This is a genomic window from Aquella oligotrophica, from assembly GCF_002892535.1.
In the GTDB taxonomy this organism is placed as follows: domain Bacteria; phylum Pseudomonadota; class Gammaproteobacteria; order Burkholderiales; family UBA11063; genus Aquella; species Aquella oligotrophica.
On sequence record NZ_CP024847.1, the window covers coordinates 2,402,897 to 2,427,525 of the forward strand.

Genomic DNA, 24,629 nt, shown 5'->3' on the forward strand with positions numbered 1-24,629 from the left:
AAACACATCGATTATAATATTGGAGATTAGTTCAAATAATGAAAATTTAACCTCTAAAAGCTTTTATTTACCGGAAACTTCAACTTTTCATTATTAAATTAATTTCTCATTGTTTTATCGGAGATAAGTAATGAATCATTGCATTATGAGTTTTATCTAATAAAAAAACGTTTAGATAACTTCCTTTATTACATTTGGGATATAGCCATAAACGTAAATCATCAATTTGACCATTAGTACTACTTCTAATAACTTGATCACTACAAACAACATCTGCTCTATAGAAGCTAAGATTAGAAGCATTTGGAATCATAGACTCTACTAATTGTATACGGAAACCCTCACTATCTTCCTGCAAATGATAATAGCGATCATCTGCGACCTGAATTTGCTTGCCTTGACTATCAATTAGCTTGATCCATTGATTATCATGACGGATTTTTTTCTTCGAGAACCATCCACCTTCCTCGGTATAACTTGGCGACTCATTACTCATATAGCGATTAAATGGTGTAGTCGCTTTAGTACAGCCACCTGTTATGCTACATTGATTAAACACAAAATTAACTACACCATACTTTGTCGGATCAATATTAAATGAAATATCACCAAATGGCACATTATTGATAGTTGGAGAATTTATCTTAAATGACCAACCACTGCTAGTTTTAGTTTCTAGTACCATTAAGTCTGAATTTTTATAGTCACACTCTCCAGAAATGCATCGTGCCATCTGATTATTACTTTGTAATTCCAGAGTACCCTGGACTGTTAATGGGACAGAAGAAATATTGCGAGTAAACTGAGTATAATAATCAGGCTTGATATTTCCATTCATTTGGTTGAAAGCAGAATAAGACCAGAAGGCTCCGCCTATCACCGCAAAAATCCCGGCCGCTATTCCAATAGGTCCGGAAGCAACAAAAATAGCCAACGCACCGCCAATAAAGGTCAAACTCGCCCCTATTGTATTGGTTAAGTCAACCTCATTTGCTGCACTTGCTGGCGCATATTCTGGATCATATTTAGAATCTATTTTATAATCAAAAGTTGCACTATAATGTGGGCAGCTAAGCGTAATCTTATATTTTTGTCGAATTCCATTAATTGCATTTTCATAATAGCCTTTTTCTATTGGTATTACCTTAAAATAAGTGTCGATAAATGGATATCTTGTAGCTGTATTTAACAGTAACATCCCATATTTATCCATCGAGACCACGTCAATATTTTTATTGGCCTTAATCAGTGTATCAACATATTTCATATATTCATCAAAAGTTTTACCAGAGAACCTTCCACTATCCTCATGATTACAGGCAGCATAATCTTGACAGATTCGTTGACGGGCAGGAATAGATATGGTTTGCGGCATATGCAAATCATACTTAAAAAACATTACATTGGAGCTATTTGAACCACTGGCTTCGATTTTTACATCACAATCAGTATTATTATAAAAATTGAAATCAAGCGAGTTACCACGCATGGTAATCGGTACTGAGCGACGGCTATCACTAGGGGCATCGCCTAAAGCTGCAAATGAATTATAACTGGCTGCTACCAGAACTAAAAATAATGTTTTTTTCATGCTATTTCCTAATTACATTTAGCATCTGTTACATAGATATGAGTCACTAATGAAGAACCATGAATGTCGCTATAGCTTTGATTAAGCGACTGAACATCTGGCCACGAAGAGCCGCTACTACTCCAGCTCAATGGGATTATTGAAACGTTATAGCAACTATCAAATCCAGTGATAACTTTATACATAGTAAAATTGTTTGAAGCATTATTAGTCTGAAAAAATGAGTCTACTTTTCTGTAGTAATCTTCAAGTTTAGGGTAAGACCGGTAACTATATCTATCAAATTTTTTATAAATAGGATTATTTTTATTTAAATTGATTAGTTCAGATGGTTTAATCACCTGCTCAACCTTTTCCGCCAAAGTTTGTGTTCCCGCTATAGAAATAGTTGTAATTTGGTTAAATTCAGAATCAGTTACGGGATATAACCAGTAATTAAGGGAACTTATATAAACTGAACGAGTATCGATAAAATTATCATTATATGCACTATCACCATCTTTAGAAGTGCCAAAGCGAACAAGATATTGCTTATCTGCATCTATTATATTTACAGCATTTCCAAAGGCAATATACTCATCTGAGCTGGCAACTTCTTTGGTTTGATTTAAGGCAAATGGAATTCTTAATGGAAAATATTTAGCCCCTTTTTTGGTTGCCTCTGCTATAAATAACGTAAATGCATTATTTTTTATATCACCTGGTTGTTTATTATTCTCTTGCTCCCCAGCTAACTTAGGTGGAATGGAATCGTTATTACTAGTAAAAATCTTTATATTATAGTCACTTAACTGTCCACTGGTAATCCAACTACTACTATCACTTGGATCCGGATCTTCACCATTTATTGCACCTTTAGTATTGGCAAACAACCTGACTGTACCAACATCTGAGTAGTTATGAATTATCACATCAATAAACCGATATGATTTATCAGCTTCTTGATCAACTTCTTCACTCACTACTGTGTCTGGTTTAATATCAAATTCATGTTTATCCGTATGTTGCGATGGATCTAAGTAATCAGTTTCAAGAAAGTAAGAGGTAGAAAAATCCACATACTGTTTAATCGGCACCCCCAGATTGGTGCTGGTAATTGCCGGCAGCTCATTTAATTTTGAATTGCTAACAACTGAAGCCTCCACTATTTTTGCACTGGAATTATTGATTAATGCGCTAGCATTACCAGCTGCATTATCTTGAATTTGATTATTATTACCAAGATTACAACCATACTGACTAAGTGCAGTTAGCCCCAGAATAGTGCAAAGTATGTTTTTCTTCATAAATTTATCACTCTTTCTAAAAAAATATTTTTGTATTACTGCAAATACAATTACTATTACTCGCATAAGTTACAAAGGGTTACTTACCGAAATTTTTATAGTATTTGATGTTTTAGAATTAGGAATACTAATTGTCCCATAAATATTGGCAACGCCAACGCTATTTGCAGCTCTAAATTTCCCTGTCACTGGATCTATCAAGGTAATTAACTGCTCATTATCATTGTGCCAATTTATTTCATGAGTTACGTCTTGGCTAGTATTGCTTTGGTTATCAAAAACAGCTGTTGCCTTAATATAAAAATTGTTTAACGACCGAATTGTCCCAGTTATTGGATTACCAGAAAGATCCGTGGCTTTAATGTCAAGGCTTTTAATTGTTGTTTGTGGTAGAACAACTATATTCAAATTATTTGATTGCACATAACTGCCATCATTAATCGAAGCAAAAACTCCAACTGTCACATCATTATCAGTTGAATTTGCATATAATAGTCCTTTATTTTTATCTATAGAAACATACTGAGTGTTATTACCAGTTTTCCACCAACTAGCTTGACTAGTTACATCTTCAGTAGTATTATTTGAAAGATGTGCTATTGCCTTTAGTGGTGATGTTGTTCCGGCAACTAAAGTTGAATCCACAATTGAAACCTCAAGGCTAGTTATACTCGCATGAATTACTTCTAGATTAAGCTCATTGGATGTGATTGAATTATAAGTAGCTTTAACCTTTATCTTTCCTGCTTTATTTGCCGTTACTAAACCATTAGCTGAAATATTGGCAATGCTGGAATCAGAGTTGATCCACGATACCTGAGTTGTTACCGTTTGCGTTGTATTATCAGAATAAGTTGCAACCGCTGTTAATTGAGTTGTTAATCCCTGAATTATCGTTGATGACGCCGAGGTAATCGCTATACTCTTAATAGTTGCGGCACGGACTGTTACTCCTAGGCTATTCGATGTTACTCCAGCCAAGCTTGCTGTTACATTTGCTGAACCTGCTTTATTCGCATGCGCTACTCCGTCTGCTGTTACATTTACGATACTGCTATCGCTTGATGCCCAACTTACCTGATTGGTTAGCTGCTGACTACTGCCATCACTATAATGTCCAGTTGCGGTCAGTTTACCTGAAGTACCTGCTACTAAAGTATTATCATCAATATTAATCTCAATGCTTTTTAATACTGCGGCACGGACTGTTACGCTCAAGCTATTCGATGTTACTCCAGCCAAGCTTGCTGTTACATTTGCTGAACCTGCTTTATTCGCATGCGCTACTCCGTCTGCTGTTACATTTACGATACTACTATCGCTTGATGCCCAGCTTACCTGATTGGTTAGCTGCTGACTACTGCCATCACTATAATGTCCAGTTGCGGTCAGTTTACCTGAAGTACCTGCTACTAAAGTATTATCATCAATATTGATCTCGATGCTTTTTAATATTGCGGCACGGACTGTTACTCCTAAGCTATTCGATGTTACTCCAGCCAAGCTTGCTGTTACATTTGCTGAACCTGCTTTATTCGCATGAGCCACTCCGTCTGCTGTTACATTTACGATACTACTATCGCTTGATGCCCAGCTTACCTGATTGGTTAGCTGCTGACTACTGCCATCACTATAATGTCCAGTTGCGGTCAGTTTACCTGAAGTACCTGCTACTAAAGTATTATCATCAATATTAATCTCAATGCTTTTTAATATTGCGGCACGGACTGTTACGCTCAAGCTATTCGATGTTACTCCAGCCAAGCTTGCTGTTACATTTGCTGAACCTGCTTTATTCGCATGAGCCACTCCGTCTGCTGTTACATTTACGATACTGCTATCGCTTGATGCCCAGCTTACCTGATTGGTTAGCTGCTGACTACTGCCATCACTATAATGTCCAGTTGCGGTCAGTTTACCTGAAGTACCTGCTACTAAAGTATTATCATCAATATTAATCTCAATGCTTTTTAATACTGCGGCACGGACTGTTAGTCCTAGGCTATTCGATGTTACTCCAGCCAAGCTTGCTGTTACATTTGCTGAACCTGCTTTATTCGCATGAGCCACTCCGTCTGCTGTTACATTTACGATACTGCTATCGCTTGATGCCCAACTTACCTGATTGGTTAGCTGCTGACTACTGCCATCACTATAATGTCCAGTTGCGGTCAGTTTACCTGAAGTACCTGCTACTAAAGTATTATCATCAATATTAATCTCAATGCTTTTTAATGAAATATCCTTAACTATAACAGACAAGCTATTAGAGCTTATCGAATCCATAGACGCGCTTACGCTAGCACTTCCAGCAGTCAAAGCACTTGCGTTACCATTACTCCCAACGGATAGAATAGAACTATCGCTAGCTATCCAAGTAACACTATTAGTTAGATCAAGACTACTACCATCAGAGTAGGAGCCCATTGCCTTAAACTGGATGCTAGCATTCTTGGCTACCTCCAAAGTTCCTTCTGAATTAATAACGATCGAATTTAATCTAACATCCAGAGCTTTGACTGAAATAGCCAAAGGTTCGGATATTTTATCAGCCAAAGAAGCCGTAATAATCACAGGTGCTGATTTAAGAGTAGAATGTAGCGTAGTAATCATCCCAGAATCATCAATACGAATAGCATCCCCAGATACTCCCCACTTAACTAAAGAGGTAATATCTTTACGAATACCATTAGTATAAACGCCTGTTGCTATCATTTGCACCGAGACACCGACGGGTAAACTTGTTGCTGCGGAAGAGCTTATCTCAATTGAACTTAGCACTTCCGGATTAACTGGATCATTATTAGCAGAGGAGCCTCCACCGCCATTGCCACCATTACATGCCACAAAAAACAGGACACTAATAAAGATAAATATTTTTTTTAACATATACTTATAACCTATAATAAACAATAAACGCAGATAAACTGATTTATAAAAAACAACACTAATTACTTAGGCGAATATACCTACAGAGTAACAATGCAGATAAAGCAATAAAAAAGCAGGTATAGCATACTGGAGCCAGATAAATTTGTCCTGTATATTCAATGAGTTTGCTAATCAGTAACGGCGCCGCTCCGCCAAAAGTAGCCGCCGAAAGATTATAAGCTAGGGCTACACCACTTAACCTTACTTCAACCGGAAACATTTGTGTTATGTATAATGGTATAATAACCGCGAATAGCCCCTGAAATATCATAATTAAAATATATCCAAATGGTAGATCAATCTCACTGACCACCAAGAAAAACCCTACAGGAATAACTAAACTATTAATGAATAATGCAAAAAACAGAAAGTTACGGATATTTTGTACTTGCCTAAAAAAATACCCAAATGAGAACGTAGCAACTACCCCCATAGCAATACAGATTGGCATTATTTCGCTGACGAAAAGTCTATCCTGATTCAGCACGGATTTCAAATAATTTGGCATATAAATCATACTGATATTAGTACATATCTGTTGGGTAACTGCAAGAAATATGGCTATGATAAGCTCACGACGATATTGGCTGAAAATAGTAGCTAATGGTAGACGTGGGTGCTCTCTAACACTCCTAAAAGCAGTAGTTTCATGTAATGATTGTCGAACCAGATAACTGATCAAACAAATAATACTACCAATAGCAAATGGAATCCTCCAGCCATACTCATTTAAAGCTACCTGGGTCAGGTGTTCGGTTAAATAACGGTGGATCAAAGCAGCAAATAAAAAACCACTATATACCCCTGACATCATTACACCAAATGCCAATATTCGCGTCTTTTTCATGGATTCAGAAAGAAAAACGAAGGCGGTTGGTAACTCTCCGCCAAGAGCCAGTCCCTGAATAACTCGAAATAACACGAGCAATACTGGAGCGGCAACCCCGATCTGCGCATAAGTAGGAAGGGCGGCAATCCCAAGTGTTGACAGCCCCATCAATAGTATGGTTGCGACCAACACTTTTTTACGCCCATATTCATCACCTAAGTGGCTAAAAATGATTCCACCTACCGGGCGCAATAAATAGCCGACCAGAAAAAGCGTATAGCTTTGTATAACTGCGCCATAGTGGCTGTCTGCCGGGAAAAACTGTGGAGCAAAATAAACTACAAAAATACCGTAAATGGCAAAATCATAGAGCTCAAGCATTCCACCGATAAAGGAAAGCCCAATTACTTTAGTATCTTCAGTACGTTGTTTATTTTGCATAAATAATCCCATTAACTAAACTAAAAGCATTTCAGAATATCCCGATTAATTAGCAAATATTGTTCAACATCATACTTACCAAGATAAGTAATAAACTGAAGACTGCCCCTAAAAATTCTTGATAACATAGACATAAATATCTTTCTTCGTAATTATTCTGACTTAAATAATACAAACCCAGTATAAATTATTAAAAGCGTAGTCAAGGCCGCATAAACAGGATGATGCCAGTAAGCCCACACTTTAGCCCCGCAACCAGCAGCACAAAGTAGAAGGATTATTCCCTTCATGCCACGTATTACAATACTTGGTAAAGCACATAAAAAAAGTACGGCTTCACCAACCAACAATAAAATATCACTATCGATAGCGATAGCCATTAGGCACTCCTAAAAGTAAATGTTTTCAAAAATAACACGTTATTTTCGACGAAAAATACATATAAATGCTATAGTCAAAAATAGAAATCATCTTCCTATTTTTAGGTGATGAAAATAAGTGAATTAAAGCTAGTTTAGTGTGTATGTTTTTGGTAGCTTGACTAACTTTAAACAGGCGATTAGCCTTATCTAACACGAAATATGCAGTAAAAATTAGAGATGCTGTGGTAGTTCATAATCATAGTCAATAACTCGTTCTTCACCGTTTACATTCAAGGATATTTTCAGCTTTTGACTGGTACGGTTTAATTTACTAACAATTAAACAATTATCTTTTCTGCAAGAAGAATGAATTGACTCGCCTTCAGCTGAAACTAATAGAACATTACTCAAATGCAGATAGTTATTTTTTTTATTAGAAATATTAATTTTGACTATACATTTAGAATCACTACAATGATTAGTCTGGCTACTTATATCAATTTGCTCCATAATATTTGCAGCATGAGCATAATAAGCACAAATCAACATCCCACAAAGAAATATAATTTGTTTTTTCATCGTTATTCTCCTGTTACTGGTGAAATTTTTGGAATTAAAAATTCACGGCTAAAAGCAATAATAGAACTCTTTCATAACCCATTATTTCGCTCTTAGACTAGGAATAAAGACTTTGAAAAACGGAATGTACACGTAAGTACATGAGTATCACAGAAGTCTTTATGACAACGCATTAGAGTTAAAGAAGAAGGTTAGGAAAGAGGTTTAATAACGTAATTATCTGATAAAGATATTATCCCTGGCTATAGCTAAAAACAGAAATCAATAATCTATAAATAGATAAAAAAAGAAGGATGCTTCCTAGAAAGTGGATATAGAAGCATCCCAAAAGGAGATAAGCGTGATAGAAGGAATAATAATCACGTTTATCTCGGGCAGATAGCACAAAAAAGCAAGCTATTCGCTAATGAATAAAATAATCAAATGATCAAATCACCTACTGTCCACCGCGGACAGGCCAAACATAGTAGTTGAGAGTCACGTCGAGCGAACCACTGAGACCGCTATTCATATTGACGCCCCAGGCACCATTACCACCCGGAGTAGACGACCAATAGTAGTAGGAACGCACATTACTAAATCCCGCTGAAATTAGCCAAGTTGCCTGATTAGCATTGGCATAGTTAAACAAGCTTAAAAGTTCTTTTTGCTTTGGCAAGCGCCAGTCACTATATCCACATAGATGGTAGCCAGTAGCACCACTATTGGTATTCATGGCATCAATAGCCTCCTGTGCAGGATAAGTATTAGGATTAGCAGATGTATCCTGCCATTTTTTTAACCCGAATAAGTTAGCATCCTTTGCCCACATTAGCCCGGTTAATTTATCGGTTACACAGTCACCACTTACTACGAAGCGGGTAGTTGGCCATTCTTTACCGGCACCTGCTGTTGCGGTATTACCTGGTCCTGTTTTTGCCACTTCAGCAATATTCGCCGCACTAGCTAAGCCACATAGGCTAGCTAATAGTAGGCCTAATTTAATTGTTTTATATTTCATTATTACTCCTTGTGATTTATATTTACTATTAATTTTGAATAACATAATGACTTACTGCCTCTCGTTCCTTTATCCGGCAATAGCTATTGCCTGTTTCTTTTACGATTAATACGCTATATCCATTGCTTAACAGCAATTGCCTATAGTATGCTTCTTTCCGTAGAAAGGAAAACTATAAATCATATTCTTATCAATATTGATAAAAAAGCCCGGTATGTCAAACTGCAAATAATATACAGACTAAGCTTTTCCATTTAATCTATCCACTGCCCCATGAGTACCTTTATTTACCCGACAAGCATAGCTATCATGAATGAAGAGCGGTTCAAATATTTTAGTTAGCCGCTCTATCAATACATGATGTACCACCCGATCCCTAAAATCAGCTGCGATGATCTCGCGGAGCTTGGGTTTCTCAACCACAAAGCACACACAGCGGGATGGCTGGTAACTTTTATTTTGCAGCTCAGTACTTAAATTAAGTAGATTAACTTCGGCAGCCAATTCAAATTTAAGCGCATTGATAGTGCCACGCTTACGCTTGCGGCACTCCAAATAACGCTGATACAAATTGGCAAATGAAAAAATATATTCTTCCATAGCCTGATACCCTATCATTCTACTTATTTAAGTAATACTATCACTATCCACCGCAGGCCAAACATAGTTGTTGTTAGTCACGTCGTTCGAACCACTGTTACCGTTATTCATATTGACGTTCCAGGCACCATTACCACCCGGAGTAGACGACCAATAGTTGTTGGTCTGCACATTAACTAGCCAACTTTATTTCACTATTCCACCCTTTCTACCAGCAGGAATAGTTAGCTTTTTATACCATCGTCCACCCAAAAGCAGCCAATGGTGTAGCTAGCGCACAGTGATAAAACTCGGCACTCCCATAAAGACTATCCTTTATAGTTCTCGCCGTTACACCCATGAACCATACTCAAGTACGGCTCACCGGAGTAATCTTTCGATAACTTTCGATACTTTTAATCCATCCCTCATTCTGACGAGCTAAAAGTATCGTCTCCTCCATCGCATAGACAAATGAATTAAGATTCCTAAATGCACCGATTTCCTTACATATTCGCATACAGACTTTTAATATCTCTATTTTTAATCTAAACTTTTACTCGCAGTATTTGAATCGTGGACGCGAAGCATTGCTATTAAAAGCGACGACATGTACATAACAGTACATTAGGAGCTTTTTATAAAATGCGCCAAAGTCCAGGGTTCAAAGACAATGAGTAGCTAAAGTGACAAACAACTTTCTCTAGATAAACACATAAAGCCAGAGCTTTCTGATAGATTGGCAAATTCTCATAATACGCCATTTTTATCTCCTCATCACTAGATAAAATTATCATTTTAGGCAGGTGCTACGCACCTGCAAATAATCAAATGATCAAATATCCTACTGTCCACCGCGGACTGGCCAAACATAGTTGAGGCTAGTCACGCCGGTCGAACCACTGCTACCGGCAAGCATATTGACGCGCCAGGCACCATTACCACCCGGAGTAGACGACCAATAGCCGCCGGCCTCCACATTACTAAATACCTGTGAATTTAGCCAAGTAGCTTGATTACCACTTGCGGCAGCATAATTAAGCAGGCTTAATAGTTCGTTTTGGGTTGGTAAGCGCCAGTCACTATGTCCACATAGCTGGTAGCCAGTAGCACCACTATTGGTATTCATGGCATCAATAGCCTCCTGTGCAGGATAAGTATTAGGATTAGCAGATGTATCCTGCCATCTTTTTGCCCCGAATAAGTTAGCATTCTTTGCCCACATTAGCCCGGTAAGATTATCGGTAATACAATTTGCTTCAGCTCCACTACCTACTGTAAAGCGCGTAGCTACAGTGCCATTAGTTCCCCAAGTGATACCAGTTCCTGCGGTTGCAGCATCTCCAGGCACGTCTGCCGCCAGATACACATACGGAGCAGTTACCGTCCCAGTTATGCCACTATATGTCTGTGGTGATGCATTGCCATTGATGGTTGCACTATTATCTGCTGATACCGTAAACCCGATACCTGAAGCACTACTAACGGTTATTTCATTACCGACGCTACTATTGCCAATATTTGCTGGATCCCAGAATGAATAATCACCACTACTCGTATTATATGGGGTAACAATAATTGTACAGCTAGGATTAGTGCTTGAATTAAGATTACAGGTACTGGATGAAAGTGTAGCACCAAATATATCACTAGTAAAACCACTAAACGTAACTGTACTAGTACCGCCAGTTATCGTTGCAGTGAAAGAATAGGGGTTACCCATCACTGTTGACCAGTTAGCTACTGGAGTAATTGTAATTGCAGGTGCAGGTGGAGCTTGTACCGTCACATAAGTTAGATTGCTGCCTACAGCCTGACTAGTCCCTGACGGATTTGCTTGGTCTGTCCAGTTCTCCGTCATTACATTCTGATTGAAGTTATTAGTTCCTACCGTTCCGCTATTGATTGTGTACTCTACGGTACAGGTATTGCTGCCTGTATTCGGTAAATTAGTGCCAGTTGAAGATGCACATGTACCACCACTTCTTGTATAGCCAGTAGTTAGCGTGCTGTTGGTTACGTAGAAGTCGGTTGCATCCTGAGTCCCACTATTCGTGAAGGTATAGGTTAGCGTAGCAGCGGTATTAGTATTTACCACATATGGATTACCTGAAGTTCCTGCCCCAGTGAAGCCACTAGCTGTTGGTCCACTGATATTGATACTGGCTGCTGATGCTGATACTGAAACCCCACTTAGGCTACTTGTCGCAGCTGTCGATACCTGTCCGTTATATGAATAGTTGGCATTTAATACTGCGCTTGCATTTGCTACTGCTGTGGCTGTTGGTCCAAATTTCACATTTACCTTACAGCTTGCTCCTGCTGCTAGGGAGGTGCTACATTGATCCTGTTCTGCGATACCGGTATTATTCAGAGTAAACATAGTATTATTCGTACCTGTAATTGTACGGGTAAAACTCGTACCATCGGTGGCTATATCACCACTATTTGTTATCGTAAACTCTACATCTGCACTTGCATCTGTATTATTATTAACTATACTACCAAAGTTATGGCTAGATGGGCTTACGCTCAGGCTTGCTGTTGACTGCGTTACCTGATAACTAACCGCTGCTGTTGTCGGACTTGGTGCCGGAGTTGCTCCATTGTAGTTATAGGCAATACTGATATTATCTGTTCCCTGTGAGGTTGCTGTTGAATTATTATAAGTTACCGTTACCGTACAGCTACTTCCCGGCTGGAGCGTGTTACTGATCGTTGCCGGGCTGGTAGGATTGGTTACAGCACATGCTGTAGCTGGGTCAGCTCCATTACTGATGGTGAAATTAGCTGGTAAGGTGAATATTATTGCAGTCTCATCAGTATCTCCAGTATTAGTCAGTGTTAGCTGTCTAGTGGTGCTAGGACTTGCCGTTGTTACATAAAACTGGCTATCTGGATTAATTGCTGCGGTTAATCCGGCTCTTGGCGCTGGAGGTGGCGGCGGTGGCGTAGGCGGTGTAGGCGGCGGTGTCGGACTTGGACTCGGTGCTGGATTTACATTCTGATCAACTATACCACTCGTGACAGTTTGTTCCTGTCCATTATTGTATGATAAGCTTATATTTCCACTTGTCCCAGCTATCTCTGGATTCTTTAATCTTAATACTGCGCTTGTTATTCCACCGCTTGCCAGACTTGTTGGATTAAACACTATCTCGATATTCGGATTATTGGCTGTCAGCTCTTGTAACTGTGCCATTGCATCCCCGGTATTTACAAAGCTGATTGTCTGCTCCGGACTGCTTGATGTTAGGTATACCGCTGATGGCAGCATCTCCGCTATCCCGATATTCTCTTTTGTCGTCAGCGTACTACTTGTTGTCGCTGTCGATACTACTGTTGTTTGTCCATTATTGACTTGCTGGGTTTGAACTTTTATTGTTTGGCTGAGATTATTCCCTGATGGAGCTGGCAATAATACACTAAATGTCTTACCTTGGGTGTAGCTACCACTTCCTGCGATTAGCTGCTGATTTGGTATCGGGTTATTATTGCTATCTACCAATACTACATTATTGAAGCTACCTGCATTTGCTGAAGCTACCAGTCCACTCACCAAGATATATGGTGTACCATTAATCACCGTATGGTAGTAACTTAGCGTTACTCCATCCGCTCCGCTTAAGCTATTATACGCTGCCTGTTCTATTCCGCTATACGCAACATTCTTCACCGTATCTGCTTTTAATGATCTTCCAAGCTTACTTAGTAAGCTAGTACCACTATTATCCGCACTTACTCCAATGCTACCAGCTACTGTTCCAGCTGGAATTGTTACTTTTATATTACACTGGCTATACGCTGCTACTACAGCACACTCAGCTGCACTTGCCGGATCTATCTCTGCTGATGTTCCACTACCAGTTTGGTAGTTTAGTCTATAGCTAAGGTTCTTTACTGCACTTCCAGTTGGGTTATTGATTACTATATAGCCTGCTCCGCTTTCGGATGGTAAGCTATAGATTGTTTTTGGGGCTACCAGCTGTAAGCTGCTAACATCACCATTTCCGCCATTATTGTTACCATTACTTCCGCCACCACTATTTGAACAAGCGGTTGCTAGTGCTGAAGTGAGTAATAGTGATACTATCTGTTTCAGGGATAGTTTTTTATCTAATTGCTGTAGGTTCATTTTATTATTTCCCGTTATGACTTTTTTAACGAGCATATAATATCAGCCCCCCCGCACAGTCTATAGCGATTTATAGAACTAAACCCACGCTTTATTTCTATTTTTAGATAGCAATAAAATCAGGCACATTTGATTAATTATCATATAGCGAATAATTCCTGATTAGTAGTCTATCTCATAGTATATTGATACATCTAAGATACACCCTATAGACTCTCACGGAATTGAGCATCGAAAACCGCTATAAAACCATAGCCAACTAAAATAGACGGCATCAGCCGAAATTCAGCTACTTTTTACTCAAATCACTAAATCTTTTTTAAAGTTTTTTGCTGATTTTTGTAGATATAATGCTACAAAAGCATAAGGTGATTGCTGACATGTCTTAGCATTTGATGACGAGTGAGCAATAGAAATTTTAAGTATCCTGAATCAAGCAAGATACTAACTAAATAGAAAAAGAGTCAAGATGTGACAGAAGTACATGAGTATCACAGAAGTCTTTATGACAACGCAATAGAGTTATAGAAGAAGGTTAGGAAAGAGATAGATTTATTTTTCAGCTATTATTATGATGCCGCCTAGTTTCTTGCTCAAAATATCTTCAAGCATCAAATCATATTTATTAAAAAACTCATCAAACAACTTGGTACCAAATTTTTTAATAATTATCGGACGTTTGTCCAGCATCTTTTTAAGAAATTGGGAATACCATTGAGCATAATAATCACTTATGTCTAACTCTTTTAGCACATTAAATTGTTGCTTAATGTCACTGATAATTTTTACTCCCAATGGTTTAAACATAGCTGTTGCAAATGGATTTAGAAAGTGTTGACTTATCGAGGTGCGCCGATCATAATAATCGCTAATAGCTAGAACACCGCTAAATTTCAATAGCTTATTAATCTCAAGCAAAGCTTTTTTCTGATCTGGAATACAATAAAATGCATTAAACAGGTAGATTAAGTCGTAGCCAGTTGTTACATGGTGACTTAATGATTGAGTATCACAGCAAATCCACTTATAATTAGGGTACTTACTGCGCGCATGAGAAACTGAAGTAGAATCTATATCAGTGCCAACTACCTCATGACAACGTAAAGATTTTGCCATGATGTCAAGAGTAGCACCCAAACCAGCACCTGCTTCCAAGATTGTAGAATATGAGCGGAAACTTAATTGTTTAAGCAATAGCTCAATTGCTTCTTCCTCTCCTGGGTGGGCAAAATCCTGATTATCACGAACTTCAGCCAGTAGTAATTTACCTTGATAATTATTATAGGATTTTTCCATGCAGAATTATACCTTCATCAAAAAATCGCGTTATTGAATGGATAATACCTATAAACGCAACTATTTTATTCTTTATTGTACTATCTTGACGGCAATTATAACAAAATATACATTACAGCAACCCACAATATAATTGGATTATATCTCTTTCATAAGCCATTATTTCGCTCTTAGACTAGGAGTTAAGAAATTTAAACTCTCACTTCTATTTTTAGAAACATCACTTCTATTTTTAGCTATATCATTCTTACCTGCTTCAGCAATAAAATTATGCCATCAGATTACAAATTAATATCACTCTTTGATGGAGCATCATTATGAAACCAAATAAAACTTTAATTAAACTATCCGCTATCAGTTCCCTACTCTTGATCGGATTATCTGCATGTAATAGCGGAACTGGCATACAACCAAGACAATCGAATATGAAGGCTCCGAACACTACCGAAAATCATGCGCTCAGCAGCCATGATACCGAGACAACCATGGCGATGCTCTTCAACAAAAACGGTCCTGGTGGCAGCGTAATTGGTTTTTCATTAGATCCAGAGCTCAATTATAATGCCGAGGGTAATTTAGTGGGGGCCTACAAAGGATATGGGTCAACTGCACATATGGTAGAAAAATTTGAACCTGATTACTCTAATGAATATGCTGAATTAACATTGAAGTATCTGGAACCAACCGCATTCATGTATTATCCGTTTAGCACTGAAGACGTTCAAAATAAATGGCGCGGGCAATACAATATGAATTATGCAGTTACCACTAAAATCTTGGGTAGAGGCTTCGACATACTTGAAATGCCAAATGTCAAGATGATATCACGTGGAACATTGTTTGTTCAGGATAAGCTGGGCTACGTCTACGAATGTTCAAATATGGGCATTGCCTTTGACAATGATAACTATGTTTACATAGCTCAGTCGTTGGGTGAAAAGCTATTAACTTACGGCTACACTTCTGCCTCTCGTAAATATAATGATACAACTGTCAGATTCAGATGTAAAAACGATCAGGGGTTGGGTAATGGTAATTTTTGGGTAACCCTTACAACACAAAATGTGGCTGCATTTAAAGTAACTAATATTGAACCAGCTGGTAATGATTACTTCGAACATGAACTTCGGTTTGAAAGAGCAGACTTATCAAAAGCTGAACTTGATAACTTAAGCTTCAAAAATAGTTATCTTAACAATGTATCAATAAGCAATAAAACCATTAATAATCTAGCTTTTAGGCCAGGTGACTTTATTAACAATAAGCTTAATTTAAAAATAGATAATGTTATCTTTAATAACTTTTACTCAGATAAAAGCTCGTTTGTGGGCTCTGAAATATCGAACTCCACATTCAATAAAGCAGTAATCGCCTCTACGGGTATGCCGAGCAGTATGGTAAATGTTAATTTTATCGATTCACATCTACCAAGCTCAAATTATAACTACAATAAGATAATCGACACAAATTATAAAAACTGTAATTTACAAGATTCACAATTTGTAGGTTCATCTTTAACAAACGTAGACTTCACCAATAGTAGTCTAAAAAATGTAAACTTCAAAGGGGCTAAACTAACTAATGTTAATTTTACCGGGGCAGATTTGAGCGGCGCAGTAATGCCAGACGGTGAAGTAATCCCAGAAGGTAAGGTATGTCAACAGGGTTCAATAGGGAAATGTTTGTAATCTGATAAGTTCATTAGTTTCCTCTATGGCACTATCTCTACCCTTTAGTGTCACAATCGCCCGGATTATCCGGGCTTTTGTTATTTACTCCATTTTACTAATCTCACAACAATGATTACCTAAAAATAGAAAATAGCTTTCTATAAATAGCCATATCAAAAGGATGTCGTTAAAAAGTAAAATTGCAACTAATTAACATGGAAATTTCCAGTTAATCTAGTTATTGGATGGCAACATCCAGTTATATTTAATTTTTAGGGGGAAAACCTTGAAAAAATACATAAAACTTACAACTGCAGCACTGATAGCTATTGGTGTAGCAGCATGTAGCGGTGGCGGTGGTAGTAGCGGTGGAAATAACCCACAGCCAGGACCAGGTCCAATTACCGTTGCTACTTCGGTTAATATCGGTAATATAACTACCATTCCAACTGGTAATGGCTCATCCGGTATCTCATCAGTAACCGTAAGCAATAATCTTGCGAGTAAAGTGATTTTGCAAAAAGCTACTTATGTGCTGTCGCAAAATGACACAACCAGTGCAGAATTACCAGCTGATAATGCAGCTAGTCCACTTGATGTCAGTCAGTGTAGCAGTATTGGTGCTCACGGCGTGTGTAGCATCGGCGTTCATCTTCCAGAAGGTAGTCTTCAAGGGCAATATACACTTAAACTTGATTATCTAGATCCTGCTACTGGTAAAAGCCATACTACAAGTAACATTATTGGCTACTCGGAAGCTATACCAGCAACTGCTACTGGGGTACGCTACTCAAGTCAGAATAACAATGTCTATAATGAAGCAGGTGGAACTACTACTATTAATATTCCTTTTCAGCTAACCAAATCATTTGGAAAAGTTACTGCGAAGAGTAATAATGACAACCCGGTATTTGCACCAAGCATAAACTGCCCGGGAAATAGCTTTGCTGCTGGTACATTATGTACTCTTTCAGTTAAAATCTCCGGTACTGGAACAGCACCAATGGTACTTGGTGGGATAAGTGTTTATGGTGATAGTGTTGTACAAGCAAAATCAGCTAATAAAGCTGTATCAGCCAAATCATCCAGCCTGAAAGGTGAAACTGGCTATTTATTTGGTACGCAAATTACAGTTAGCCAAAATGCAACTGGTAATTTGGTTACTTCGGCTATCAATACAGTAGTTAGTCCATCTGATGGTACTAGTGCTCAAACCATTACTTTACTAAATAATGGTGCTGCTACTATCAGTAATATCCAGATTAGTGGTGCTACCCCGGTAATAATTGGCAGCAATGGCTGTAGTAGCTTAGCGGCAAATGCTAGCTGTACCTTTACCGTAAATGTTACGTCAAGCACCAGTGGGCAAGCGCCAGTTACGGTCAACTATAATAATGGAGCTAGTACTGGTAATACTTCCGGCGTATTGGCATTTAATGTGATTTATATTGCTAGTGCAGATTCGCCAGCATTAACTATTACCACAAATAATAGTTTAGTGAACATTCCCAAAAATACAACGGCAACAGCTACGCTAGTTGTAGCAAACACTGGTAGTGCCACTATAAGTAATATCAAATTTACTTCAATGGCTACACCATTTACTTATGGAAGTGGCAGCTGTTTAACTAATGGTACACAAAGTTTGACACCGGGTACTTCTTGTACCCTAGTAGTTAATTTTGCACCAACTACAACTGGTAGTGGTACACTAAACGTAACTGCACTTGGTGATTGGACAAGCCCTGGTGGTAGTTCGCAAACTTATTCAATGACTAGTGGCTTTGCCTGGTCAGCAATTGAAGGGGATGCATTCTTCTATATCACACCAAACTATGTATCATTTGCAATCCGTGCTGATGGTGTAGATACCGCAACGCAAACTTTCACTCTAGTAAATGCTGGCTTACAAGCAGCAGATATCAATTCACTGACAATCCCTACTGAATTCACAGATTTAGGTACTGGGACTTGTGCGGTAAATGATGAACTGGCAGCAAATGGCTCATGTACGATTAATGTCGAATATGGTCCAACTACTACAGCTGAGGATAGTAATAATACTCCCGTACAACTAACTGCTGGTTATAAGCCAAATGGTAACTATACTAGTGACGTAACCGCATTTGCTAATCTTGATTATAACGCCGCTTTAGCAGCTCTAGTTAAGATTACTAATGTTACTGTGACTGGTGCTACTGGTACTTATCCTACGTTTAGTTATGTAAATACGCCAGCGACTCCATTAGCTGTCGAAGTAACCTATACTAATAGTGGTACTGCGAATGCAAGTAACTTCAATGTAGCACTGAATAATCTGCCAGTTGGTTATGCTTCAGTTACACCATCAGGTACTGCCTGTGGAACTGGTGCGACTACAACTACATTGGCAGTAGGAGGTACCTGTAATGTTAAATTCCAAGCGGTAAATCCAACTGGTCTTTATAATCCATTTGCCTTACAAGGTAGTGGGCTTAGCTTTAATCTTCCAGGCTTTAGCTATACTGATACCAATACCAAGCTAAATGTTAATAATAGCCCAACTTATAGTTCATCTAATGCAGTAGCAGTGACAACTACATTGTTTGCTTCAGTTACTAGTAATACGCCAACAATTACTGCTGGCGGTGCGGCAGGTAATCTTACGTTTACTAGTGCTACTAATGGTACGATTATAACTATTCCAGCTAGTCAGCTGCAAGGCTTTACCGTTGGCAATAGTGGTACTTGTACTATTGCAGGTGGCACATGTAATATTCCAGTAACGATTCCGGCATCATTCCCGGCAGGTACTGCTAGTTATATTTATTATGTATCACCTACAGGTACTGTAACTCCTAGTACCACAAATAGTATTATCCAATCAGGATCATTTACGATTAACTAGGATATAGCTATTTTTTACTAATGTTCTGGGCTTGTCCCCAGACATTGGTTAATCCTAACAGGTTTTTGTATAAGGCTCTAGAATAAAAATGCGATTAAATCTATTACTATTATGCTTATCGCTTATAGCTAGTGGCTGTAATTTTGGTAATCACTATCAGAATCAGTCAGAAGGTAATAATGAGATTACTGAAACGGCAGTTGCTAATATTGCAACTATGGCAGAAATCCCATATGCGAATAATCCGGATAACTATGCTCTTCTCACGGTTATAAACCCGCGAGCTACATCTCTTAGCTTTAAAGATATAATCATCACCAATGGAGCTAAAGAGCTAAAAAAAGCAGAACAGGATAAGTATTTTGATCTAGCAGACTGTAAGCAAATCAAGTCAAATAGCAGCTGTAAGATAAAAATCCATAATAATCTCCCTATCGGAGGATACTTACTCAATCTATACTATACTACGAGCAACAACAAAGTAATTAGCCTTAATCAAATGATTAATGTTACAGGTGAATTGGTCGAGCAGGATGGATTTATTTTAAATCGTGATAATAACACAAATAAAGAAACTAATTTTAACTTGCCAGTCTTACTGGATAAAGATTTTAATCAAGTAAGCGCCATCTATAATGATACGAATTTACCAGTTAATTGTAGCAATGGCTATCATAAAGGCAGCCTGTGTACCCTTAGCATAAATAAAAGTAGCTATACGGCTAATGCCGAAATCTTACTTCGTGGACAACAAACTGGATTTACCGATAGTTTTGCCAGTGCAGTGCTATCCGTTAATCCCAATTTAAGTGCCAATCTGATAGTATCTACCATTAACCCGGTTATTAGCCCAGCAAATGGAAGTAATCCATATACGGTTACTTTATATAATAATGGTGCTGCCCCAGCAACGGGTGTGAATATCAATGCTCTCACCCCACTAAAAATAGAAAATAATTTCTGTACAAGCACACTAGCCGCAAATAGTTCATGTACATTCAAGATCAATACACTAGCCAACCTCAGTGCTAGCGGCAATTCTTCGGTAATGATAAATTATCTCAATCAAGCGGGTAACCAAATTTTATCACTAAATGTCAGCTATATCATTCCAGTAGCAGGAGCTTCACTTGAGATAACTAGCAGTGGTTCATTTTTAAATACCCTCACCAACACTAGCTCTTATGTTACCGCAGCTATCACTAATAATGGCACTACGCCACTAACTAACCTGAAATTCAATAATCTCTATACAATAAATAGTGCAATGAGTTCTTTTGTCACTGGCAGCAACTGTCAGGATGGACAAACTTTACTTGCCGGTGCCAGTTGCATGATGAAAATGAGTTATGCTCCAAGCAGTACTACCAGCCCAAGCACAGCTCCATTTATCGTAACTGCTAGCTATACAGGTAGTGGCGGCGAAACACTAACTTATTCGAATACGAGTCTTACGCTGCCATTTTCTGCAGTTAGTAGCGGTGGCGGTAAATTCAAGACGGTTGGCGATTTTGGGATGGTATTTACTTCGCCCAACGGTGGAGCTGGCACTTGGATTGCCAATGTAGCTAGCCCTTTTGCAACGACGACGACCTCAGCCAATAGTATGCTCGTAAATGGCAATACTCATGTGATGACGCTAAGTGATGGTTCTATTGATTATAGCACCCTAAATGGCTTATTTTGGCAAGCTAGCCCACTGGGTAGTGGTAAAGGTATCGACTTTAGCTCCTGCTCAATTGTTTATGATGGTAGCAATTACTATACTTGTGGGACACCAACCCAGAATTTTCAGAGTTGTACTAATAGTCGTGGTTGTGTGATTAAAACTTCCAATCTTGCTAGTGGCTGGAATGGAATGTTTTCAACTAGTCAGACCGCCAATATTAATGATATCAGCTATTTTAATAATGGTAGCAATAGCGCCTTTGTCGCAACTGTTGCCAATTCTAACTCTGGTCTCGGATTAATTACTTCCGCTGATGGAGCGACATGGAATCAACCAAATTCTGGCATAGGTGGTGCCGCGAATAGTAATTTTTTCTCAGTAGTCCTCGGAGCATCGAATACCTTATATGCCTGGAACTCGGTTGGTTACCGAAGCTCGGAGCCAATAGCTACGGTAACCACTAATTGGACAGGATATACTACGACTAGACCAGCAGCTAGTGCGGTCAGAGGGGCGTTATATGAGGGTGGGATATATATTTTAGCAATGTCTGATGGCGATATTTATACCTCAACAAATGTGACCAGTTTTACTAGAGGATATAATGGATCAACCCAATTTAACAAACTGATATATGCCAGCGGTATCAATAGCGGGACTTATCTGGCGGTTGGTAATTCAGGTGTTAATGTTAGTACGACTACCCCGACTGGCACCTGGACAGCCAATACTGGTAGTAATTTGGCTAATGGATTAGTTGTTGGACAAAATACCACGACTATGAATCTGACTGGAGCTAGTTATGATGCTGCCAAAAATAATATCTGGCTAACCGGAGTTAATGCAATCTTTAAATCAAATGGTTCAGTTACTTCTTGGAAAACCCCAGCCTTACAAAGCATTGCAAAAAATGGTAGTAGCTATCTGGCGGTAGATAATCTCGGTAATATGTACTCATCCAACAATGCCAGCAATTGGTCGCAAGTTGATCTATCTGGAGTTAGTGGCTTAACCACTGGTACGGTGCTAAATACCGTTTACTGTCCAAGTAATAATTTATGCTTCGCAGTTGGTGAAAATGGCACTATTCTCAAAACTACCGATGGAACTAGTTGGACTAAGCTCGATTCGGGAACTACCCGTAACCTAATGGCTATGGTTTGTCAGGATAATAATTGCGTGATTGCCGGAGGTAATAATGCGACTAATACAGGCACACTTCTTTATAGCAATGACTATACCGGTTGGGTTGTAACTACTGCAACGCTCCCGACCAGCAAATTTAATGGAATAACCTATTACAATAATAAGTATTTTGCAGTTGGTAATGGTGGTGTCATCTATGCTTCGACTAATGGTTTAAATTGGTCTAGTGTCACTTCCAGCACTACCAACGATCTAAATGCTATTGCCTGCGGTGAGAATATCGGCTGTGTAGCTGTCGGTGATTCTGGACGTATTATCTTTAGCGCATTTGGCACCAGCTGGACATCCACTTCAAATGGAACCTCGGATATAACTTCAGTTAGCTACAATGCGGGCGTATTTGCCGCCGTTGGTAAAGCTGGAAGGCTTATCTATTCCTCAAATATGTCAAGCTGGACAGCTGCAACCTGGCCAACTAATAATAGTAATTCAAATAATTTATACGCGGTAATCCCGGATTAGAAAGGAATTTTGTATGCGCACCCCAAGAAATATAACTGACACTTTTAATTTTAGTTTGCTGGATAATTGGATCTATTGTAACCGTGACCTATATAACATCCATCTGGAATTAATCAAGAAACTAAAAGTACAGACCATTAATAGCGAAAGAAACCATGCCCTATATCGTAGTGCATTAAATGATACTAGTCGCAAAAAATTCTTCGATTAACTTTAGCCAAGCCAACTAATAAAAAAGGCGACAGAATGTCGCCAAATATTAATAGATTAGACTAGAATTAATTCAATTTTGCTCTGAATTAAGGTAATTGCGCCTCCATAAATTTATTTGGCGCTAATAGAGGTACAGATTTTTTATTAACACCTTTTACACTATTTAGTTTTATTTGATTGGCACTGATTACTGCCATATCCATTGGGATATTAAATGTCCCTTCCATGTTTGAATCATAACCATAGCTTGTAATACAAGATAAAGTATCTTTTCCTGAAAATAAATCGCAAACTCCAGCAGTATGTCCCAATTCATCCCGATTATAGCCCCAATTTAAAGGGTAAACCTTATTGCCATAGCTACCTATACCTACTGGTCCTAACAGAATATTTTTATCCGTATATTTATCTCGTGCATACTCAGGTTGACAATTATATAAATGTCCATTTTCTCCATTTACCTGACAGACAACCAATGAATCATCCGTACCGTTATATCCAGGATCAGTAATATAGGCATAACCATTTACAATGGTCATCTTTCTCGGAGATTCAAGTACTGAAACTCCATTAGCATTTAAGCCATGATCCAGATACAGGGAATCAGCCAGAATATTACCTGCTGAGTCAAGTGTTAATATACTTACTAGTTTATTTCGAGCTGATATGGTATAAATATGGTTATTGCTAATAGTTAAACCATAATTACCAAATAAAACCAAATTACCCGGCTCATTGCTCTTATCATTGATATTTTTACAAGTAGAGGATAGGATAGATCCATTATCAGCTAAATCACACCAAACTATGTATCCATTACTTTCAATGCCTGCTTGTGCCTGACTCCGACTGGTAAAGTAAATCTTATTATTTAAAATCGGTGTTTGTGATACCCTACTCGTCGCTGATTCAAATAATACATTGGTATCAACATTTTTACAGCTAGTTAACTCACCATTAAAACCCAACGAACATACTGATATGTATGAATTATAGCTACTACTACCATTATTAGCGATGCCAATGTATGCATATTGTTTATTAAATACTATACCAGCAGCGGTGGTTCCTGGTTCTCCATCCGAGTTAGCAGTTCGCATAATATTATTTCCTGATTCATCTGTTGGCGTAATCAAATCACAATTATTTAAATTACCATCAGGATCAAGTGGGCATCTTGATATATTCCACGTCTGATCGTTTAAAACATAAGCTACCCCACTTGAACCATTAGCCCCTGACGAGCCACTACCTGATGAACAGGCAGCCAAGCTCACTGATAAAAAAATCCCTGAGACTGAAACTATGTTTCTAAACATAATAGATTTATGCATAATTTACCTTTCCAAGATTAACAAACTTTTTTAACGAGCGTATAATATCAGCCCCCCCCCGCACAGTCTATAGCTATTTATAGAACTAAACCCATGCTTTATTTCTATTTTTAGATAGCACTAAAATCAGGCACATTTGATTAATTATCATATAGCGAA

The 24,629-nt window shown here is 38.3% G+C and carries 16 protein-coding genes; 4 read left to right on the top strand and 12 right to left on the bottom strand.

What is annotated here, in order from left to right:
- Positions 1–106: 106 nt before the first annotated feature.
- The 11 genes from CUN60_RS10960 to CUN60_RS11005 all read right to left on the bottom strand — a co-directional run bounded on the left by CUN60_RS10960 (position 107) and on the right by CUN60_RS11005 (position 15,029).
- Entirely contained in the window at positions 107–1,591 is a 1,485-nt protein-coding gene (locus CUN60_RS10960) for a hypothetical protein (RefSeq protein WP_102952077.1), read from the bottom strand.
- Positions 1,592–1,599: 8 nt separating this feature from the next.
- Positions 1,600–2,877: a hypothetical protein gene (locus CUN60_RS10965; protein WP_102952078.1), complete on the bottom strand. Its 1,278-nt coding sequence runs from the start codon at positions 2,875–2,877 to the stop codon at positions 1,600–1,602.
- Positions 2,878–2,946: 69 nt separating this feature from the next.
- Complete coding sequence (locus CUN60_RS10970; RefSeq protein ID WP_102952079.1) at positions 2,947–5,766, bottom strand: beta strand repeat-containing protein; 2,820 nt, start codon at positions 5,764–5,766, stop codon at positions 2,947–2,949.
- Between the two features lie 58 nt (positions 5,767–5,824).
- Entirely contained in the window at positions 5,825–7,078 is a 1,254-nt protein-coding gene (locus tag CUN60_RS10975; protein ID WP_158649401.1) for an MFS transporter, read from the bottom strand.
- A 152-nt stretch (positions 7,079–7,230) separates the two neighbouring features.
- Positions 7,231–7,458, bottom strand: a complete 228-nt coding sequence (locus tag CUN60_RS10980) for a hypothetical protein (protein WP_102952081.1) — start codon at positions 7,456–7,458, stop codon at positions 7,231–7,233.
- 213 nt (positions 7,459–7,671) lie between these two features.
- Entirely contained in the window at positions 7,672–8,019 is a 348-nt protein-coding gene (locus tag CUN60_RS10985) for a hypothetical protein (protein WP_102952082.1), read from the bottom strand.
- A 436-nt stretch (positions 8,020–8,455) separates the two neighbouring features.
- The gene (locus CUN60_RS10990; protein ID WP_158649402.1) at positions 8,456–9,019 is read right to left on the bottom strand and encodes an Lcl C-terminal domain-containing protein; all 564 of its coding nucleotides are present in this window, start codon (positions 9,017–9,019) and stop codon (positions 8,456–8,458) included.
- Between the two features lie 240 nt (positions 9,020–9,259).
- The gene (locus CUN60_RS10995; protein ID WP_102952084.1) at positions 9,260–9,619 is read right to left on the bottom strand and encodes a reverse transcriptase family protein; all 360 of its coding nucleotides are present in this window, start codon (positions 9,617–9,619) and stop codon (positions 9,260–9,262) included.
- A gap of 349 nt (positions 9,620–9,968) precedes the next feature.
- The gene (locus CUN60_RS13015) at positions 9,969–10,118 is read right to left on the bottom strand and encodes a hypothetical protein (protein WP_158649403.1); all 150 of its coding nucleotides are present in this window, start codon (positions 10,116–10,118) and stop codon (positions 9,969–9,971) included.
- A 324-nt stretch (positions 10,119–10,442) separates the two neighbouring features.
- Positions 10,443–13,733, bottom strand: a complete 3,291-nt coding sequence (locus tag CUN60_RS11000; RefSeq protein ID WP_158649404.1) for an Lcl domain-containing protein — start codon at positions 13,731–13,733, stop codon at positions 10,443–10,445.
- A gap of 552 nt (positions 13,734–14,285) precedes the next feature.
- A complete protein-coding gene (locus CUN60_RS11005) occupies positions 14,286–15,029 on the bottom strand; it encodes a class I SAM-dependent methyltransferase (protein ID WP_102952086.1) in 744 nt (247 codons plus the stop codon).
- 317 nt (positions 15,030–15,346) lie between these two features.
- Here CUN60_RS11005 and CUN60_RS11010 point away from each other — a divergent pair, with 317 nt between their 5' ends.
- The 4 genes from CUN60_RS11010 to CUN60_RS11025 all read left to right on the top strand — a co-directional run bounded on the left by CUN60_RS11010 (position 15,347) and on the right by CUN60_RS11025 (position 23,134).
- On the top strand, positions 15,347–16,717 hold the full coding sequence (locus tag CUN60_RS11010) for a pentapeptide repeat-containing protein (RefSeq protein WP_102952087.1): 1,371 nt from the start codon (positions 15,347–15,349) through the stop codon (positions 16,715–16,717).
- A 268-nt stretch (positions 16,718–16,985) separates the two neighbouring features.
- Positions 16,986–19,586 (top strand): beta strand repeat-containing protein, encoded by a 2,601-nt coding sequence (locus tag CUN60_RS11015; RefSeq protein ID WP_102952088.1) that lies wholly within the window; start codon positions 16,986–16,988, stop codon positions 19,584–19,586.
- Between the two features lie 88 nt (positions 19,587–19,674).
- The gene (locus CUN60_RS11020) at positions 19,675–22,923 is read left to right on the top strand and encodes a beta propeller repeat protein (RefSeq protein WP_102952089.1); all 3,249 of its coding nucleotides are present in this window, start codon (positions 19,675–19,677) and stop codon (positions 22,921–22,923) included.
- A 13-nt stretch (positions 22,924–22,936) separates the two neighbouring features.
- The gene (locus tag CUN60_RS11025) at positions 22,937–23,134 is read left to right on the top strand and encodes a hypothetical protein (RefSeq protein ID WP_102952090.1); all 198 of its coding nucleotides are present in this window, start codon (positions 22,937–22,939) and stop codon (positions 23,132–23,134) included.
- Positions 23,135–23,222: 88 nt separating this feature from the next.
- On the opposite strand, the gene CUN60_RS11030 is transcribed toward CUN60_RS11025, so the two are convergent.
- Entirely contained in the window at positions 23,223–24,470 is a 1,248-nt protein-coding gene (locus CUN60_RS11030) for a hypothetical protein (RefSeq protein ID WP_102952091.1), read from the bottom strand.
- Positions 24,471–24,629: the final 159 nt, after the last annotated feature.